This window comes from Castellaniella sp. (assembly GCF_049671645.1).
Classification (GTDB): domain Bacteria; phylum Pseudomonadota; class Gammaproteobacteria; order Burkholderiales; family Burkholderiaceae_B; genus Castellaniella.
The window spans coordinates 205057-222310 of sequence record NZ_JBATVG010000024.1 but is presented as its reverse complement, the minus strand read 5'-3'; the positions used below and the strand labels follow the sequence as shown (position 1 = coordinate 222310).

The 17254-nt window shown below is 65.1% G+C and carries 18 protein-coding genes; 13 read left to right on the top strand and 5 right to left on the bottom strand.

Annotation, left to right across the window (positions count from 1 at the left end; translation table 11 throughout):
• Positions 1 to 260 precede the first annotated feature (260 nt).
• Both rplS and WBG56_RS13610 read left to right on the top strand, forming a co-directional pair.
• A complete protein-coding gene (gene rplS / locus WBG56_RS13615) occupies positions 261 to 632 on the top strand; it encodes a 50S ribosomal protein L19 (RefSeq protein WP_424269202.1) in 372 nt (123 codons plus the stop codon).
• 163 nt (positions 633 to 795) lie between these two features.
• On the top strand, positions 796 to 1530 hold the full coding sequence (locus WBG56_RS13610) for a CoA pyrophosphatase (RefSeq protein ID WP_424269200.1): 735 nt from the start codon (positions 796 to 798) through the stop codon (positions 1528 to 1530).
• Here the strand turns inward: WBG56_RS13610 and rsgA are convergent.
• Both rsgA and WBG56_RS13600 read right to left on the bottom strand, forming a co-directional pair.
• On the bottom strand, positions 1524 to 2423 hold the full coding sequence (gene rsgA, locus WBG56_RS13605) for a ribosome small subunit-dependent GTPase A (RefSeq protein WP_424269198.1): 900 nt from the start codon (positions 2421 to 2423) through the stop codon (positions 1524 to 1526). The genes WBG56_RS13610 and rsgA overlap by 7 nt on opposite strands.
• Positions 2416 to 3660 (bottom strand): M48 family metallopeptidase, encoded by a 1245-nt coding sequence (locus WBG56_RS13600; protein WP_424269196.1) that lies wholly within the window; start codon positions 3658 to 3660, stop codon positions 2416 to 2418. Before WBG56_RS13600 ends, rsgA begins: the two co-directional genes overlap by 8 nt.
• 54 nt (positions 3661 to 3714) lie before the next feature.
• Here WBG56_RS13600 and orn point away from each other — a divergent pair, with 54 nt between their 5' ends.
• The 7 genes from orn to WBG56_RS13565 all read left to right on the top strand — a co-directional run bounded on the left by orn (position 3715) and on the right by WBG56_RS13565 (position 10042).
• Positions 3715 to 4260, top strand: coding sequence for an oligoribonuclease (gene orn / locus WBG56_RS13595; protein ID WP_424269194.1), 546 nt, complete (start codon positions 3715 to 3717; stop codon positions 4258 to 4260).
• A 66-nt stretch (positions 4261 to 4326) separates the two neighbouring features.
• Positions 4327 to 4758, top strand: a complete 432-nt coding sequence (acpS, locus tag WBG56_RS13590; protein WP_424269192.1) for a holo-ACP synthase — start codon at positions 4327 to 4329, stop codon at positions 4756 to 4758.
• Positions 4759 to 4847: 89 nt separating this feature from the next.
• Positions 4848 to 5894, top strand: a complete 1047-nt coding sequence (gene nagZ, locus WBG56_RS13585; RefSeq protein ID WP_424269190.1) for a beta-N-acetylhexosaminidase — start codon at positions 4848 to 4850, stop codon at positions 5892 to 5894.
• A complete protein-coding gene (gene uvrC, locus WBG56_RS13580) occupies positions 5857 to 7680 on the top strand; it encodes an excinuclease ABC subunit UvrC (protein WP_424269188.1) in 1824 nt (607 codons plus the stop codon). Before nagZ ends, uvrC begins: the two co-directional genes overlap by 38 nt.
• 98 nt (positions 7681 to 7778) lie before the next feature.
• Entirely contained in the window at positions 7779 to 8348 is a 570-nt protein-coding gene (pgsA, locus tag WBG56_RS13575; RefSeq protein ID WP_424269186.1) for a CDP-diacylglycerol--glycerol-3-phosphate 3-phosphatidyltransferase, read from the top strand.
• Positions 8349 to 8372: 24 nt separating this feature from the next.
• Positions 8373 to 8558, top strand: a complete 186-nt coding sequence (locus WBG56_RS13570; RefSeq protein WP_424269184.1) for a hypothetical protein — start codon at positions 8373 to 8375, stop codon at positions 8556 to 8558.
• Positions 8555 to 10042: a sodium:solute symporter family protein gene (locus WBG56_RS13565; protein ID WP_424269182.1), complete on the top strand. Its 1488-nt coding sequence runs from the start codon at positions 8555 to 8557 to the stop codon at positions 10040 to 10042. Before WBG56_RS13570 ends, WBG56_RS13565 begins: the two co-directional genes overlap by 4 nt.
• A 78-nt stretch (positions 10043 to 10120) precedes the next feature.
• Here WBG56_RS13565 and queF read toward each other — a convergent pair whose 3' ends face one another.
• The gene (gene queF, locus WBG56_RS13560) at positions 10121 to 10951 is read right to left on the bottom strand and encodes an NADPH-dependent 7-cyano-7-deazaguanine reductase QueF (protein WP_424269180.1); all 831 of its coding nucleotides are present in this window, start codon (positions 10949 to 10951) and stop codon (positions 10121 to 10123) included.
• A 365-nt stretch (positions 10952 to 11316) separates the two neighbouring features.
• Between queF and aceA the strand changes: the two genes are divergently transcribed.
• Positions 11317 to 12636, top strand: a complete 1320-nt coding sequence (gene aceA, locus WBG56_RS13555; RefSeq protein WP_424269178.1) for an isocitrate lyase — start codon at positions 11317 to 11319, stop codon at positions 12634 to 12636.
• 162 nt (positions 12637 to 12798) lie between these two features.
• Here the strand turns inward: aceA and WBG56_RS13550 are convergent, their stop codons facing one another.
• Positions 12799 to 13923, bottom strand: a complete 1125-nt coding sequence (locus WBG56_RS13550) for an FUSC family protein (RefSeq protein WP_424269177.1) — start codon at positions 13921 to 13923, stop codon at positions 12799 to 12801.
• Entirely contained in the window at positions 13913 to 14404 is a 492-nt protein-coding gene (locus tag WBG56_RS13545; RefSeq protein WP_424269175.1) for a MarR family winged helix-turn-helix transcriptional regulator, read from the bottom strand. The genes WBG56_RS13550 and WBG56_RS13545 overlap by 11 nt, the downstream gene beginning before the upstream one ends.
• A 128-nt stretch (positions 14405 to 14532) precedes the next feature.
• Here WBG56_RS13545 and WBG56_RS13540 point away from each other — a divergent pair, with 128 nt between their 5' ends.
• The 3 genes from WBG56_RS13540 to ccoN all read left to right on the top strand — a co-directional run bounded on the left by WBG56_RS13540 (position 14533) and on the right by ccoN (position 17244).
• Positions 14533 to 15504 (top strand): hypothetical protein, encoded by a 972-nt coding sequence (locus WBG56_RS13540; protein WP_424269173.1) that lies wholly within the window; start codon positions 14533 to 14535, stop codon positions 15502 to 15504.
• A gap of 9 nt (positions 15505 to 15513) precedes the next feature.
• The gene (gene ccoS / locus WBG56_RS13535) at positions 15514 to 15657 is read left to right on the top strand and encodes a cbb3-type cytochrome oxidase assembly protein CcoS (RefSeq protein WP_424269171.1); all 144 of its coding nucleotides are present in this window, start codon (positions 15514 to 15516) and stop codon (positions 15655 to 15657) included.
• 105 nt (positions 15658 to 15762) lie between these two features.
• Entirely contained in the window at positions 15763 to 17244 is a 1482-nt protein-coding gene (ccoN, locus tag WBG56_RS13530; protein ID WP_424269169.1) for a cytochrome-c oxidase, cbb3-type subunit I, read from the top strand.
• Positions 17245 to 17254 lie beyond the last annotated feature (10 nt).

The window sequence follows — 17254 nt, the reverse complement described above, 5'->3', positions numbered from 1 at the left end:
GGGCCGCCCGGCGGCGGGCGGCATCGGCTGTCCCGGCCGAGCGGACGCACCGGCCGCATATCGGGGCGCGCATCGGCTGGCGCCGTCTGGCGGCCCTGGCGGGCGATGTCCTCATGGTGCTGGTCTGGGCCGCCATGATCCCGGGCCTGATGTGGCTGGGTGTGGCGGCTGGCTTCTGATATAATCACGTGTTTACCGCATCCTCTGCTACGGCACCAATCTCATTTCAGAGCCGTACCCAAGATGCTTTCGGAGCTACCGTGAATCTGATCGAAACCATTGAACAAGAAGAAATCGCGCGCCTGACCGAAGGTCGCGTCATTCCTGAATTCGGCCCGGGCGACACCGTGGTCGTCAGCGTGAACGTCGTCGAAGGCACGCGCAAGCGCGCCCAGGCCTACGAAGGCGTGGTCATTGCCCGCCGCAACCGGGGTCTGAATTCCGCCTTCACCGTGCGCAAGATCTCCTCCGGCGAAGCCGTGGAACGTACCTTCCAACTGTATTCCCCGCAGATTGCCGCCATCGAAGTCAAGCGCCGTGGCGATGTCCGCCGTGCTAAGCTCTACTATCTGCGCGGTCGTACGGGCAAGGCTGCTCGCATCAAGGAAAAGCTGGTCCGCAAGTCTGCCTGATCCAGGCGGCGCCGCAGTCCGGAAAGGCACCCGCTCGGGTGCCTTTTTCTTTGGCGCGCTGTGGCGTGATGGGCGGCGGGCCGGTGGCCGGCGGGTTTTCTTTTCAGTGGGCCAGGCAGGCGGGTGTTGCAGCAATGCGCGGTTCGGTTTACCTTTGGATGTCATGACGCTCCCGATTGCTTACCCGGATCCGGTACGATCCGCGGGTTTTGATCCGGCCGCCCAGCCCATTTTGCCGGGCAACCCCCTGCCGCCCCTGCCTCCCGATTGCCTGCGGCTGGACTATATCCGTCGGGCTTTTGCGCGGTCCATCGATTGGCATGTCGAGCCGCTGTTCGCCCAGGCCTTTCTGCCCGATAACCCCGCCCTGGCCCAGGCGCGGCGCGCTGCCGTCCTGATGCCCCTGGTGCAGCGCGACACCGGGTTGCATGTCCTGTTCACCCGGCGGGCCGCGCATCTGCATGATCACGCGGGGCAGATCAGTTTTCCTGGCGGGCGCATCGAAGCCACCGACGCCGATGCCGTGGCGGCCGCAATCCGCGAAACCCGCGAGGAAATCGGCGTGGACCGGCAGTTCGTCCAGATCATGGGGGTGCAGCCCGCCTTGCTGACGACCACGCATTTCGTCATGACGCCGGTGGTGGGAGAACTGCTGCCGGGGTTTCAGGTGACGGCGGATCAGGCCGAAGTCGCCGAGGTCTTTGAAGTGCCCCTGAGCGTGCTGATGGATCCCACCCAACACCGCCTGCATCAGTTGCAGACGGCCTGGGGGCACGGCCGCTGCTATTTTTCCGTGCGCTGGCAGTCGTACTTCATCTGGGGGGCGACGGCCATCCTGATCCGCAATTTCTATTATTTTCTGGCTGCGTCGGCCGGCGTGTCCACCGACGATCAATAACGCTTGGCGGCCTCGTTTTCCGCCAGGATGCGCAGATACAGCGCGTGGCGCTGCGCGGAAATCTCTCCCCGGGCCACGGCTGCCAGCACACCGCATCCAGGTTCATGCTGGTGGGTGCAGTTGTAGAAGCGGCATTGGGCGATGGCGGGCGCGAATTCCGGGAAGCCGTGTTCGATGTCCTGCGGCCCCAGATGCTGCAGGCCGAAGGCCTGGAACCCGGGAGAATCGATCAAGTCGCCGCCGCCCGGCAAGGTGTACAGACGGGTGTGTGTGGTCGTGTGCTTGCCGGTGCCCAGCGCGATGGAATGCGCCTGGGTCGCGGCCTGGGCGTCGGGCACCAGGGCATTGAGCAGGGTGGACTTGCCCATGCCGCTCTGGCCCAGCAGCAGTGTGCAACGTCCTTGCAGCACAGGCCCCAGGCGCTCGTGCACCTGGGCGGCATCCAGGGCGCTCAGCGTGTGCACCGGCACCCCAAGCGCTTCGGTCACCGCCAGCCGGGCGCGCGCGGCGGCCGTGGCGGGCAGATCGGCCTTGTTCAGCACGATATGGGCCGGGATGCCGGCGCTGCCGGCCGCCACCAGGGCGCGGCCCAGCAGATCGTCGGAATATTCCGGTTCGGCCGCCAGCACCAGCAGCAGCTGGTCGATATTGGCGGCGAACAGCTTGCTGCGCTGGGCGTCGGAACGGTAGAACAGATTGCTGCGCGGCAGGACCTCGGTGATCGCGCCTTCCTGTTCGCCTTCGGGCAGGATCCGCACCCGGTCGCCCACGGCGATGCCGGCCTTCTTGCCCCGGGGATAGCAGTGGCGGAATTGGTCCGTGTGGTCGATGGCCACCCGGTAGTGGCGCCCGTGAGCCGCGACGACGCGGCCCTGCAGCGCGACCTTAGCCATGATGCAGATGAGCGATGCGCACGGCGGCCGAGGGGTGGCTGTCGTACCAGGCGGAATGCAAAGGGTCGGGTGTCAACGTGGCGGCATTGTCGTCGTAGAGCTTGACCAGGGCGCTGCTCAAGGGTTCGGGGCCGCATTGCCGGACCGCGTAGCGGTCCGCCTGGAATTCGTCCCGGCGCGACAGCAGGCTGGCGATGGGAGTCGCCCAGAACGTGAAGACCGGCAAAGTCAGCATGAACAGCACCAGGGCCAGGCCGTCGTTGGGCCGGCCCAGCTGGGGCACGATGCCCAGGCCGGTGTAGAACCACAGCTGGGTCGACAGCCAGGCCAGCAGCTGCAGGAAGATGCCCGCGGTGATGAAGCTGAACACGATGCGCCGCAGGATGTGATGGTGGGCGAAATGCCCCAGCTCGTGGGCCAGCACGGCTTCGACTTCGTCGGCGTTCAGGCGCGAGAGCAGGGTGTCGAAGAAGACGATGCGGCGGTGGCGGCCGAAGCCGGTGAAGTAAGCATTGCCATGCGCCGAGCGGCGCGAGCCGTCCATCACGAACAGGCCCGACAGGCCGAAATGGCAGCGCTGCGCCAGGGCGTGGATGCGCTGGCTGAGTTCGGGGTCGTCCAGCGGGGTGAAGCGGTTGAAGACCGGCGCGATGAAGCTGGGATACAGCCAGAGCACCAGCAGGTTGAAGGCGACCCAGAGGCCCCACGCCCACCAGGCCCAATCCGTGCCGGTGGCCCCCATGATCCACAGGATGGCGGCCAACAGGGGGGCGCCCAGCACCAGGGTGATGAGCAGCAACTTCAGGGCGTCGGTGATGAACAGGCGCGGTGTCATGCGGTTGAAGCCGTAGCGGGCTTCCAGCCGGAACGTGCGCCAGGCGGAAAACGCCAGGCCCACGATCCCCAGCAGGGCCAGCACGCAGCCGACCAGCGCCAATTGGCGCCAGAGTTCGTGTTCGATCAGGCGTCCCAGGGCGATGTCCAGGGCCTGCAGACCGCCCAGCAGCGTCAGGGCCAGCAGGATGGCGGCTTCGGTGATGCGTTCGACCATCGACAGCTGGCAGCGGGCGACTGTGTAGTCGGCCGCCCGCTGGTGGCTGCGCAGGCTGATGTGGCCGGAGAACGCGGCCGGAATGGTGTCGCGATGGGACAGGACATGGCGAATTTGCCGGCGGGCCAGCCAGTAGCGGATCAGCAGGTCGCCGATCAGGCAGGCAAGAAACAGGGAGGTCAGCATGTCCGTCCGGCCAATATGCGAAAATCGGGTTTTCAGTTGAAAGGATTATAGGTGATGGCTGCGAATGATCAGCGCCTGATCTGGCTGGACATGGAAATGTCCGGACTGGATCCCGAAAAGGAACGCATTCTGGAAATCGCCCTGATTGTCACCGAGCCCGACCTGACCGAAGTCGCCCAGGCCCCGGTGCTGGTGGTGCATCAGGACGATGCGGTGTTGGATGGCATGGACAAATGGAATCAGTCCATGCATGGCAAGAGCGGCCTGGTCGAACGGGTGAAGGCCTCGACCCTGACCGAGTCCCGGGTCGAGGACATCCTGCTGGAATTCCTGGCGCCGCTGGTGCCGGCCGGCAAATCGCCCATGTGCGGCAATACGATCGGTCAGGATCGGCGCTTCATGGTCAAATACATGCCGCGTCTGGAAGCGTATTTCCATTACCGCAACCTGGACGTCAGCACGCTCAAGGAATTGTCCTTGCGCTGGAAGCCCGAGGTCTATCGCAGCTTCACCAAAGCCAGCAAACACGAAGCCCTGGCCGATATCCAGGAATCCATCAACGAATTGAAGCACTACCGGGAACACTTCCTGCGCCTGTGAGCCGCATCCTGGGCGGCGCCTTGCCCGGACCGGACGGGGCGCCGGTCTTCTTTCTGGAGGGGCCTGATGTCTTCTACCGCTATCGCCGGCATCGGCACGGATCTGTTGCGGGTGGACCGCATCGAGCATATCTACGCGCGGCACGGCGATCGTTTCGTCCGGCGTGTGCTGGGGCTGGATGAGCAGCAGGTGCACGCGCGGCGCGCGGCGCGCGATCCGCGGCGCGGCATCTTGTACCTGGCTACCCGTTTTGCCGCCAAGGAAGCCTTTTCCAAGGCCATCGGCCTGGGCATCCATATGCCCATGACCTGGTCCCGGGTGCAGATCCTGAACCGCAGGGGCGGAGCGCCGGAAATCCATCTGTCCGGCCCTTTGAAGGACTGGTACGATGTCCGCTTCGGGCCGTCGCATGTGTCCATGACCGATGAATCCGATATGGTGGCCGCCTTTGTCGTGATCGAGGGCCGGCAGGAAGCCGCGCCCGGTGGCCGACCCTGATCCATGCGCAGGGATTTTCAACGCGGCATGGACGGCGCGGGCGCCGGACCCGAATCTACGAATTGATCAGACGGAATACTGGAATCTTCATGTTGAATCGCTTACCCCCAGGCCCCGTCATGGTGGATGTCGCCGGTCTGGAATTGACCGACGCCGAACAGCTGCGTTTGCGCCACCCCCAGGTGGGCGGCGTCATTCTGTTCGCCCGCAATTTTGCCGATCGGGCCCAACTGACGGCCTTGTGCGCCGCCATCCATGCCGCCCGCCAGGAACCCCTGCTGATCGCCGTCGACCATGAAGGCGGCCGCGTGCAGCGTTTCCGCACCGACGGTTTCACACCGCTGCCGGCCATGCGGACCTTGGGCCGGTGGTATGAACAGGACCCGCAGGCGGCCTTGCGCGGGGCCACCGAAACCGGCTTTGTGCTGGCCAGCGAACTGCGGGCCTGCGGGGTGGATTTCAGTTTCACGCCTGTGCTGGACCTGGATTACGGTGTCAGCCAGGTGATCGGCAACCGGGCCTTTCATGAAGACCCCGCCGTGGTGTCCCTGCTGGCCCGCGCCCTGATCCAGGGGCTGTCCCAGGCGGGCATGGCCGCTTGCGGCAAGCATTTCCCGGGTCATGGTGCCGTCGCCGCCGATTCCCACCATGCCATTCCCGTGGATGACCGCTCGCTGGCCGACATCCTGGATGCCGATGCGGCTCCTTATGGCTGGCTGGGCGATCTGGTCCTGCCCGCCGTCATGCCCGCTCACGTCATCTATCCCCAGGTGGCGCCGGACCCCGCCGGCTTCTCGCGCCGCTGGGTGACCGGCATCCTGCGTGAACAATTCTCCTACGACGGGGTGGTGTTCTCCGATGACCTGACAATGGAAGGCGCCAGCGTGGCGGGCGATATCCAGGCCCGCGCCCGCGCCGCCCTGGATGCCGGCTGCGACATGGTGCTGGTCTGCAACCGTCCCGATCTGGCCGACGAACTGCTGGTCGCCCTGGATGGCCGCCCTCTGGATCCCCAGGCCGTGCGCCGTATCCGGCGCCTGATGCCGACCCGCCCGTCTCCTGACTGGACGGGGCTTTTGTCCGACCCCAGGTATCTCCGTGCCCGAAGCTTTCGATCTGAAAACCTTTCTGGCTGATCTGCCGCGCCTGCCGGGGGTCTACCGGCATCTCGATGCCGAGGGCGAAGTCCTGTACGTGGGCAAGGCCCGCGACCTGAAGCGCCGCGTCAGTTCCTATTTCCAGAAGACCGGTCACGGCCCGCGCATCGAGCACATGCTGGCGCGGGTGGCGCGCACCGAAGTGACGGTCACGCGCACCGAGGCCGAAGCGCTGATCCTGGAAAACAACCTCATCAAGCGCCTGAAGCCGCGCTACAACATCCTGTTCCGGGATGACAAGTCCTACCCCTATCTGCACATCACGGACCACGAAGCCCCGCGCATCGTCTACTACCGGGGCAGCACCCAGGGCAAGGGGCATTTCTTCGGCCCCTATCCCAATTCCTGGGCGGTGCGCGAGACCATCCAGATCCTGCAGAAGGTCTTCAAGCTGCGCACCTGCGAGGACAGCGTCTATGCGCATCGCACGCGTCCCTGCCTGCTGCACCAGATCGGCCGTTGTTCGGCGCCCTGCGTGAACAAGATTTCCCTGCCGGACTACCGCGCCGACGTCGAGCGCGCCATCCGCTTCCTGGAAGGGCGCACCACCGAAGTGCTGCAGGACATCGAGCAGCGCATGATGGCGGCGTCCGAACGGCAGGATTTCGAGCAGGCGGCCGCGTTGCGCGACCAGATGCGGGCCCTGGCCAAAGTGCTGCAGCAGCAGACCATGGAGCAGGTGGGCGAGGACAGCGCCGACATCATCGCCGTGGAAATCTCGGGCGGGCGGGTGTGCGTCAACCTGGCCATGGTGCGGGCCGGCCGCCACCTGGGGGACAAGCCCTTGTTTCCCACCCAGGCCCAGGATGAACCGGCCGAAGACGTGCTGGCGGCCTTCGTGGCCCAGCACTATGCCGACAACCCCGTGCCGCCCGTCCTGGTCTGTTCGCACGCCTTGCCGGATCCCGATCTGATCACCATGCTGGCCGAACAGCACGGCCACAAAGTGCGCGTCCTGTCGCGTCCCCAGGGCGCCCGCCGGACCTGGCTGGAGCAGGCCCAGCGCAATGCCCGCATGGCGCTGGCGCAACGCCTGTCGGAATCCAGCGCACGGGAGGCCCGCACGCTGGCGCTGGCGGTGGAGCTCGATCTGGATACGGACGATGCCGCCCTGGCGGCCCTGCACATCGAATGTTTCGACATCAGCCACACGGCGGGCGAGGCCACCCAGGCATCCTGCGTGGTCTACAAGAACCACGCCATGCAGCATTCCCTGTATCGCCGCTTCAACATCGCCGGCATCGAGCCGGGGGACGACTATGCCGCCATGCGCCAGGCCCTGACCCGGCGCTACGGCCGCGTGGCCGACGGCGATGTGGTCTTGCCCGACATCGTGCTGATCGATGGCGGAGAAGGGCAGGTGGGGGTGGCCCGCCGGGTGTTCGAAGAACTGGGCCTGGACGTCAGCCGCATCGTGGGCGTGAAAAAAGGCGACCATCGCAAGGTTGGCCTGGAGACCCTGGTCTTCGTCGATGGCCGGCCGGCCGTGGCGCTGGGGGTGGAATCGGCCGCCTTGATGCTGGTGGCGGAAGTGCGCGACGAGGCGCACCGCTTTGCCATCACCGGCATGCGGGCGCGTCGCGCCAAAGCCCGCAATGTTTCGCGCCTGGAGGACATCGAGGGAGTCGGGCAGCACCGGCGCAAGAATCTGCTGGCGCGCTTCGGCGGCTTTTCCGGGGTCGTGGACGCCAGCATCGATGAGTTGGCGGGCGTGGACGGCATTTCCCGCCAGTTGGCCGAGCGCATCTATCACGCTTTGCGCTGAGGAATGCGGGCCGTTCACGCGATTTGGCCGGAATCCCCCGGATTTACCGTGTCCGGACCGCGTGCGGGTCATCCGCTTGGGGTAGTATTACGTCTATCATGCCGTTCAATATTCCCATCGCCCTGACCTGGCTGCGCATTGCCATGATCCCGCTGCTCGTGGGATTGTTCTATCTGCCGGACGCCTGGACCGCATCCGGCTGGCGCGACAGCGCGGCGGCCATTGCCTTCATCGTCGCGGCCGTCACCGACTGGTTCGACGGCTATCTGGCCCGGCGCTGGAATCAGACCTCGGCCTTCGGCGCCTTTCTGGACCCGGTCGCCGACAAGCTGATGGTGGTGGCGGCGCTCCTGATCCTGCTCAACCTGGGGCGGGTGGATCTCTTGATCGCTCTCGTCATCATCGGGCGCGAATTGACGATTTCCGCCCTGCGCGAATGGATGGCGAAAATTGGCGCCAGCAGCAGCGTCGCCGTGCACCGCCTGGGCAAATTCAAGACCGCCGCCCAGATGGTCGCCATTCCCTGTCTGCTGTACTGGCAGCCTATCGATGGCGTTTCCGTCCGCATCCTCGGGTCCATCCTGATCGTCGTGGCCGCCATCCTGACGGTCTGGTCGATGTGTTATTACCTGAAGAAAGCCTGGCCGGAAATCCAGCGTCGCAGCTGATCGGCCATCCCATCCCATACCGTCATGACTAGAAAACTGAGTCTCGCCTGCATCTGGGTCCTGGCACTCCTGTGCTATGCGGTCCCGTACCTGTTCCTGGACCGTGTCAATGCCTGGTATGGCAGCTTCCTGTTCTGGACCGTGGTGGGCGTATTGGTGATCGCCCTGAATCTTGTCGCCACGCGCGACCTGCGGGGGCGGGACGAATGAGCACTACCTCGCTTTGGATCGGCGTCGCGATTTATCTGGCGATCGCCATCTATGTCGCCTGGCTGTCGCGGGATGAGTCCACCAATGGCCGCTCGGTCAGCATGTCCGGCTACTTCCTGGGCGCTCGGCGCTTTGGCGGCTTCGTGTCGGCGCTCAGCTACAGCGCGACCACCTACAGCGCCTTCATGTTGGTGGGCCTGGCCGGCCTGACCTACAAGGCGGGGGTCGGGGCATTCGGTTTCGAGATCGTGTATTTCGTGGGGGTCTCGCTGGTCGCCGTCTTCGGGCCGAAGTTCTGGCACGTGGGCAAGGCCTACGACTTCATCACGCCCAGCGAGATGCTGGGCCACCGCTACCAGAGCAAGCCGGTCGCCGTGTCCATGGCCTTGACCAACTGCCTGTTCCTCATCCCCTACGCCGCAGTGCAACTGGCCGGGGTGGGGTATCTGCTGGCCGGCATGAGCCATGGCGCCATCGGTTTTACTACCGGAACCGTATTCGCGACCCTTGTGGCGCTGGTCTTCTCGTATATCGCCGGCATGCGCTCCATCATGTGGACCGACGCCCTTCAGGCGCTGTTCATGCTGGTGTCGGCGACGGCCGTGGCCTTGCTGGTGGTGCATCAGCTGGGCGGATTGGGGGTCATGTTCGATCATCTCAGCCAAGCCGAGGGCGACGTGCTCACGGTGCCCGGCCCCGGCTTTTTCTCGTTCGCCACATTTCTGGGCCTGACGCTGCCCTGGTTTTTCTTCAGCCTGTCCAATCCTCAGGTCAGCCAACGCCTGTTCATGCCCAAAAACCTGTCGGCCCTGCGCCGCATGCTGATCGGTTTCCTGTGCTTCGGCCTGATCTACACCCTGGTGTCCGTCACCTGGGGTTTCAGCGCGCGGATCGCGCTGCCCGGATTGGACACCCCCGATCTGGCCACCCCGCGTCTTCTGGGTTCGGACATGGTGCCGCCCATCCTGGCGGAAATCGTGATGATCGGCATTCTGGCCGCCGCGATTTCGACCATCGATTCCATCATGCTGACCTTGTCGTCCATGCTCTCGCGCGACGTCTATGCCCATGCCGTCAAGCATCGCGACGAGGCGCGCCAGGTGCGTTTCGGCAAATGGGTGCTGGCCGTCATCGCCGTCCTGGCGCTGCTGTTCGCCGAGCTCCGGCTCAATCTCATCGCGGTGCTGTCGGTGGCGGCGTCCACCGGCCTGGCGGTCGTGGTGCCGGCCATCATCGGCGCATTCTACTGGCGTCGGGGTACTTCGGCCGGCGCGCTGGCCAGTATCCTGGGCGGCAGCGCCATCGTGCTGATCCTGTTCGCCACCGGCATCCAGCCGCTGGGCCTGTCGGCGGGCGTGTGGGTGCTGCCGGTTTCGGCGGCGCTGTTCATCGGGGTCAGCCTGCTCACGCGGGCGCCCGGAGCCACAGCGGATGCTTTCATGGCCGCGGCCAATGGGGGCGCCGGTCGCCGGGACGTCCCGTGACGCGACCCGCGGGTCATTCGATCCCCCTGCCGGGTCGCGCATGTTCGCACCCTTCGCGACCTGAGCGCGATTTGTGGCCTACTGCCGCAGCGTGCGGGTCTGGCCGATGTCCTTGGGCTGGAAATTGGCCCGCCACGGATTGATGTCCAGCCCGCCGCGCCGGGTATAGCGGGCATAGACCAGCAGTTCTTCCGGCGCGCAGCGCGCCATGATTTCCCCATAGATCTTTTCCACGCACAGTTCGTGGAATTCGCCGTGGTGGCGCAATGACACGATGTAGCGCAGCAGCCCTGCATGATCGATGCGCGGGCCGGCGTACTGGATCTGCAGGCTGGCCCAGTCAGGCTGGCCGGTGACGGGGCAGTTGGATTTCATCAACTCCGATACCAGGGTTTCGCGCACGAAGGGGGCCGGGCGCGACAGGGCCAGGGTGTCCGGCGTGGGGGTTCCGGCGGAGATGAATTCGATGTCCTGGTCGTCGATGCAGGTGCCGCGCAGCGGGGCGCAACTGAGTTCGAATGCAGGCCGCACCGACAGGATCTCCACGTGGACCGGCTTGCCGCTGGCCCGGCTGAGATCCGTCTGCAGGCGTTGCTGCACGATTTCCGGATAGTCGAAACGCTCGTCGTTGAAGCTGTTCAGGTAGAGCTTGAAGGATTTCGATTCGATCAGGTTCGGGCTGCCCGCGGGGAATGTGAATCGCCCCATGGCAACGACCGGCCGCCCCTTGGCGTTCAGCCATGACAGCTCGTAGGCGTTCCAGATGTCGGACCCATATGGGGCCTGAGGCAGGTCCAGGCCCGCTCGCGTGTCGGTGCGGGCGATCGGGAAGAGCAGGGCGGGGTCGTAGTGATCGGATCCGGTGGATTTCCGGCCCAGCGGGCTGTGTTCGAGCGAAGATGGCTGCATGAGGCGATTCTGTGACGGTATGCGGGCGGTGGCCCCGAGGGCCGCCGGCTGGATGCGGCAGCTGCGTTTCCGGCGTCAGCTGGCGCGGATGTCCAGGCGGCAGTGCTCATTGTACTGCCTGCCCGGGCCATATTTCACATGATGAAAGCATGGTTTTGGGATGTGAAAAATCCGTGCTGCGCCGCATTGACGCGTTTTTCATGATCAGGAAATTTATTTCATCACATGAAATGTAATTAATAACATGATGAATTATAAGAATAATATTTTCTGTCTTATATAAGATATAAGTCATGTGTGCACTGCAGCATAAGCGTAGACTGTTTTCAACGGTTTCTTGTTTTCACCTACTCAGGAGCAACACCATGACCTCTCGCGAAACGGAAGTGCGCAATCTGCAACGCAGCTGGGCCGAAGACGCCCGCTGGCAAGGCATCAAACGGGGCTACGGCGCGGACGAAGTCGTGCGTCTGCGGGGCTCGGTAGTGGTGGAACATACCCTGGCCCGCCGAGGCGCGGAAAAGCTGTGGGATCTGCTGCACACGGAAGATTACGTCAACGCCCTGGGCGCCTTGACCGGCAACCAGGCCATGCAGCAGGTCAAGGCCGGCTTGAAGGCCATCTACCTGTCGGGCTGGCAGGTGGCGGGCGATGCCAATATCGCCGGTGAAATGTATCCCGACCAGTCTCTGTACCCGGCCAATTCCGTGCCCAGCGTGGTCAAGCGCATCAACAATTCCCTGACCCGCTGCGACCAGATCCAGTGGATGGAAGGCAAGAACCCGGGCGCCGACGGCTACATCGACTACTACGCCCCCATCGTGGCGGATGCCGAGGCCGGCTTCGGCGGTGTGCTGAACGCCTTCGAACTGATGAAGTCCATGATCGAGGCGGGCGCCGCCGGCGTGCACTTCGAGGACCAGCTCGCCTCCGTGAAGAAATGCGGCCACATGGGCGGCAAAGTGCTGGTTCCGACCCGGGAAGCCGTGGCCAAGCTGGTGTCCGCCCGCCTGGCGGCCGATGTGCTGAATGTGCCCACCCTGCTGGTGGCCCGCACCGATGCGGAAGCCGCCGACCTGTTGACCAGCAACGTGGATGACAACGACGCCCCCTTCGTGACGGGCGAGCGCACGCTGGAAGGTTTCTACCGCACCCGCGCCGGCCTGGATCAGGCGATTTCGCGCGGACTGGCCTATGCTCCGTACGCGGATCTGATCTGGTGCGAAACGTCCACGCCCAACCTGGAATACGCCCGCAAGTTCGCCGAGGCCATCCATCGCCAGTTTCCGGGCAAGATGCTGGCCTACAACTGCTCGCCGTCCTTCAACTGGAAGAAGAACCTGGACGACGCCACGGTGGCGAAGTTCCAGCGCGAGCTGGGCGCCATGGGCTACAAGTTCCAGTTCATCACGCTGGCCGGCTTCCACGCGCTGAACTACAGCATGTTCGAACTGGCGCACGGCTACGCCCGCACGCAGATGAGCGCCTTCGTGGAACTGCAGCAGAAGGAATTCGCCGCGGCCGACAAGGGCTTCACCGCCGTCAAGCACCAGCGTGAAGTGGGTGTCAGTTATTTCGATGCCGTCACGCAGACCATCGAAGGCGGCCAGTCCTCGACCACCGCGCTCAGCGGCTCGACCGAGGAAGCCCAGTTCGACCAGGCCCCTGCCGCGCAGGTCGCCTGAGCATTATCACCGAGAGGGCAGGGGGAAAGAGGGGTCCCCCTGAGGTGTGCTTTTGGGAAGGCTCGCGCCTTCCCTTTTTTCGCGCCCGGGAGGGCGAGCTCCTGACGAGACAGCGCGATTGAAGCGTCGGCGGGAGCCGAGGATGCGGAGACGCAGGCGCATTCAGCCGCACGGGTGCGAGGACTGATGATGGCGCGCCAGCGCCCGCCGGTCCTCGGCGCTTGAGAGCGCCACGGCGATCACCATGCCGACCAGCGCGCCCAGTATCGTATCGACCACTCGTTCGGGCGCCATGGCTGCGTCAGCGGCGGGCGTGGCCAGATAGGTCATCAGCAGCGCCATGGGCGTGACGAGCGCCTGCCCGAGTCCGTAGTTCGCGCCGATCACGATTTCGGTGAGTACTTGCAGCAGCATCAGGGCAACGATGATCGGCCAGGCCGAGGGCTGCTGGATGAGCAGCAGCCATGTCATCGCTGCGCCGATCAGCGTGCCGGCCATCCGCTGTAGGGCGCGGTGCATGCTGATGTGAAGATGGCTGCCCTGCATGACGGCGACCGCGCCCATGGCCGCCCAGGCCGGGTGGCTTGCACCGAGGGCATGGCTGGCGAGGATGACGATCAGCGCCGCAATGGCGACGCGCGTCGCCATGAAGCCCAGTTCACCCAGGGACCGTTCCGGGTCTTTCGGAAAGGGGCGCTCAGGTGTAGGCGGGTGGCGCAGGGCCTCGCTGGCGACGCAGATCAGCCAGGCTAGCAGGGCGGCGCCCGCAGTGGCCAGCGTGCGTTCGACGACCTGCGACAGGTCCAGTGCATCCGTCATCGCCGCGCCGACCGCGAAGATGAAGATCAGCGGGCCGGGCGCGCCGAACCGGCGTCGAAAGCAGAGCAGCAGATAGAAGCCGCAGGACACGGCCAGCAGGGTCAGCTGCGCCGCCGGCGGCCAGCCCAGCCAGGCGGTCGCAGACATGGCGAAGACGGCGAAAGACTGCCAGAACGCGCACTGCAGCACGATGCCCGCGCGGCTGCGCCGGGGGGCGAAGCGCCCGAACAGCGCCACCAGCGCGCCCAGCGAGGCGAAGCCCACCAGATGAGCCCAGGGCGAGAGCAGGAACAGCGATACGGAAACGGCGGTGGCCAACGCCGCTTGCAGGCCCGCGAGCGCCGAGTTGCGCACCGAGGGCTGCGTGCCCAGCCTGAGACTTTCTTCGAAGCGGCGTGCATGCAGGACTTGGCGCAGCGCATCGCGCCGGTTGGCCCGCAGGGCGGCCGGGAGGCTGTTATCTGACATGTTGCGCGGCCTGTGACTGGGGGGGCGGCGGCGCCGCATTTTCAAGCGCGGCGATCCGCTCGTCGATGCGATCGAAGCATCGCAACAGGGTATCGATTTCGTCTTCGGACAGGCCGCTCAGCAGGGCGCGTTCGCCGGCGCCGAGTTCCTGGCGGATGCCGGCCACGCGGCGCTTGCCGTCCGGCGTGAGATGCACCAGCCGGGCGCGCCCGTCGGTCTCGCTGCGGCGCCGTTCGATCAGACCCTGGCGTTCGAGAATATCGAGCACCCGGACCAGGCTGGACCCATCGACTCCGACCAGCAGAGCCAGGTCTTTCTGCGTCATGCCGCCGCCGGTCTCGTCCAGATGGATCAGCGGCACCCAGGTCGCGTCCGTGAGCCCGGCCTGCGCGAGATGCGCGTCGAGCCTGCGCCGCCAGCGGCGGGCCAGGAGCGAAAAGCGGATGCCGAAACGGGAACGGGGCGTTGAAGTAGCGATCATTGCAGGCGGTTCATATAAATTGATTTGCAATTCAAATTATATACCCAAAACCCTGTTGCGCCCAGGGTTGGAGAAGAGCCTTGATCTGTATCAAAGTTTCCGCCCCGGCGCGTGGCTATAGTCCCCCTATGCGCACATCTTCTCTTTTCACGCCTCCGCCGGACATGAGCGACGCCATGCGCCGTTCGCGCCGGCACATGCTGGCGCGCACCGGACTGGCCTGGCTGATCATGATGCAGGTCATGATGCTGGCTTTCCCCGGCTATCTGCGCCATGGCGCGCGCGCGGCGGATGCACAGCGGTCGCTGGAGCAGGCCATCGTGCTGATGAACTGGCTCAGCCTGGTGCTGTGCGTGCCGCTGGTGTTGTATTGCGCCTGGCCGGTCTGGCGGGGCGCCTGGCGCAGCCTGAGCCGGGGCCGGATCGGCATGGACGTGCCGGTGGCCCTGGGCATCCTGGCGGCCTTCATCCCCAGCGTGTCGGCCACCTGGCGCGATGCGGGCGAAGTCTATTTCGATTCCGTGTCCATGTTCGTGGCCTTTCTGCTCACCGCCCGCTTCCTGGAATTGTGCGCCCGCCAGGCGGTGGACGAGCATCCGGCGGCGGATGCGGCGCTGTTGCGCCTGGCGGACCGGCTGGCTTTCTGGTTCGTCTGCATCCAGATCCTGCTGGCCGCCGCGGTGGGGTGGTTCTGGTGGCAGACCTGGCCCGATCAGGCGGTCGCGGTCATGGTCGCCTTGCTGGTCATGAGCTGTCCCTGCGCGCTGTCGATGTCGGTGCCCGCCGCCCTGGCAGCCCGGCGCGCCGCCGTGCTGCGCGACAGGGCGGGGCAGCCGGATGGCCGGCGTGCGGACGCGAGGGTGGATGCGGGCCCGTCGCCGCTCGCCGATCGGGCGACGCGCCGCATCGCCCGGCAGAACCTGCTCGGTTCCCTGGTCTGGCATGTGCTGATGACGCCGCTGGCGGCGTTCGGCTGGGTGCAGCCCTGGCTGGCGGCGATCACCATGCTGGTGTCCTCGCTGGCGGTGGCCGCCAATGCCTGGCGCTTGACGCGCGTGGCCGGCCCTGAAGCGGGCGCCATGGCCGCCGAGCCGGCCTGAGGTCCCGCCATGGATGCGCTTTTCCTGTTGCTGCCGGTTTCCCTGCTGTTCGTCCTGGGAATCGGCGTGGCGTTCTGGTGGGCGATCTTCGCCGGCCAGTTCGACGACACCCGGGATGCGGCCGCCGCCATCCTGGAAGACGACGATCGCTGATGTTCCCGAATGGATTGATGTAGATCAAGGCTGATTTCGGGCGCTTCAGGGATTATTCAGGTTTTCAAAAATCAATGTCTTAACCTTGTTCTGAGGGGAACGCTTATGGGCACGACCGGGCATACGGGAACACCGGCCGAAACCTTCAACTACGGCGTCGTCCGGCAGTTCACCATCGCGACGATTTTCTGGGGTGTGGTGGGGATGGCGGTCGGGGTGCTGATCGCATCGCAGCTGATCTGGCCGGAACTGAACTTCAACACGCCATGGCTCAGCTATGGGCGCCTGCGTCCGCTGCACACCAATGGCGTGATCTTCGCCTTTGGCGGCAGCGCCCTGTTCGCCACGTCCTACTACGTGGTGCAGCGCACCTGTCAGGTGCGGCTGTTCTCCGACAAGTTGGCGGCCTTCACTTTCTGGGGCTGGCAGGCCGTGCTGGTGGGCGCCGTCATCACCCTTCCCCTGGGCTATACCTCGACCAAGGAATATGCCGAACTCGAATGGCCCATCGACATCCTGATCACGCTGGTCTGGGTGGCCTACGCCATCGTGTTCTTCGGCACCATCGCCAAGCGCCGCGTCAAGCACATCTATGTGGCCAACTGGTTCTTCGGGTCCTACATCCTGACCATCGCCATCCTGCACATCTTCAACAACCTGGAATTGCCGGTGTCGATGTGGAAGTCGTATTCCGCCTACGCCGGGGTGCAGGACGCCATGGTGCAATGGTGGTACGGTCACAATGCCGTGGGCTTCTTCCTGACGACCAGCTTCCTGGGCATGATGTATTACTTCGTGCCCAAGCAGGCCGGACGTCCGATCTATTCCTATCGCCTGTCCATCGTGCACTTCTGGGCGCTGGCCTTCACGTATATGTGGGCGGGGCCGCACCACCTGCTGTATACCTCGCTGCCCGACTGGACCCAGTCGCTGGGCATGGCGTTCTCGCTGATCCTGCTGGCGCCGTCCTGGGGCGGCATGATCAACGGCATCATGACGGTGTCCGGCGCCTGGCATAAATTGCGCACCGATCCGATCCTGAAGTTCCTGGTGGTGGCGCTGTCCTTCTACGGCATGGCCACGTTCGAAGGGTCCATGATGTCGATCCGCACCGTGAACGCCCTGTCGCACTACACCGACTGGACGGTGGGCCACGTGCACGCGGGCGCTCTGGGCTGGGTGGCCATGATCACTTTCGGTTCGCTGTACTACCTGATTCCGCGCCTGTACGGCCGGGAAAGCATGGCTCGCCCGGACCTGATCAATCTGCACTTCTGGCTGGCCACGCTGGGGGTGGTGCTCTACATCGCCGCCATGTGGATCGCCGGCGTGATGCAGGGGCTGATGTGGCGCGCCACGGGCGTGGACGGCACCTTGACCTACAGCTTTGTCGAGGTCGTCAAGTCCACGTATCCCTTCTACTTCATCCGCATGATCGGCGGGCTGTTCTTCCTGTCGGGCATGTGCCTGATGGCCTGGAACACCTGGCTGACCGTTCGCGGCCAGCAGCGGGTGAACCCCCTGGTGCCGCTGGACAGTCCGGACGCCCGTGCCGTTCCCGCAACCGCCGTCCCGGCATCGGCCTGAGGAGTTGACC

Bases quoted from the DNA above. Each gene is read 5' to 3' on its own strand.
- WBG56_RS13570 (WP_424269184.1), top strand. From the start codon at position 8,373: ATGACTAGAAAACTGAGTCTCGCCTGCATCTGGGTCCTGGCACTCCTG.
- orn (WP_424269194.1), top strand. From the start codon at position 3,715: ATGGCTGCGAATGATCAGCGCCTGATCTGGCTGGACATGGAAATGTCC.
- queF (WP_424269180.1), bottom strand. From the start codon at position 10,951: ATGCAGCCATCTTCGCTCGAACACAGCCCGCTGGGCCGGAAATCCACC.
- ccoS (WP_424269171.1), top strand. From the start codon at position 15,514: ATGGATGCGCTTTTCCTGTTGCTGCCGGTTTCCCTGCTGTTCGTCCTG.
- nagZ (WP_424269190.1), top strand. From the start codon at position 4,848: ATGTTGAATCGCTTACCCCCAGGCCCCGTCATGGTGGATGTCGCCGGT.
- WBG56_RS13565 (WP_424269182.1), top strand. From the start codon at position 8,555: ATGAGCACTACCTCGCTTTGGATCGGCGTCGCGATTTATCTGGCGATC.
- aceA (WP_424269178.1), top strand. From the start codon at position 11,317: ATGACCTCTCGCGAAACGGAAGTGCGCAATCTGCAACGCAGCTGGGCC.
- WBG56_RS13540 (WP_424269173.1), top strand. From the start codon at position 14,533: ATGCGCACATCTTCTCTTTTCACGCCTCCGCCGGACATGAGCGACGCC.
- WBG56_RS13545 (WP_424269175.1), bottom strand. From the start codon at position 14,404: ATGATCGCTACTTCAACGCCCCGTTCCCGTTTCGGCATCCGCTTTTCG.
- WBG56_RS13610 (WP_424269200.1), top strand. From the start codon at position 796: ATGACGCTCCCGATTGCTTACCCGGATCCGGTACGATCCGCGGGTTTT.
- WBG56_RS13550 (WP_424269177.1), bottom strand. From the start codon at position 13,923: ATGTCAGATAACAGCCTCCCGGCCGCCCTGCGGGCCAACCGGCGCGAT.
- WBG56_RS13600 (WP_424269196.1), bottom strand. From the start codon at position 3,660: ATGCTGACCTCCCTGTTTCTTGCCTGCCTGATCGGCGACCTGCTGATC.
- ccoN (WP_424269169.1), top strand. From the start codon at position 15,763: ATGGGCACGACCGGGCATACGGGAACACCGGCCGAAACCTTCAACTAC.
- pgsA (WP_424269186.1), top strand. From the start codon at position 7,779: ATGCCGTTCAATATTCCCATCGCCCTGACCTGGCTGCGCATTGCCATG.
- acpS (WP_424269192.1), top strand. From the start codon at position 4,327: ATGTCTTCTACCGCTATCGCCGGCATCGGCACGGATCTGTTGCGGGTG.
- rsgA (WP_424269198.1), bottom strand. From the start codon at position 2,423: ATGGCTAAGGTCGCGCTGCAGGGCCGCGTCGTCGCGGCTCACGGGCGC.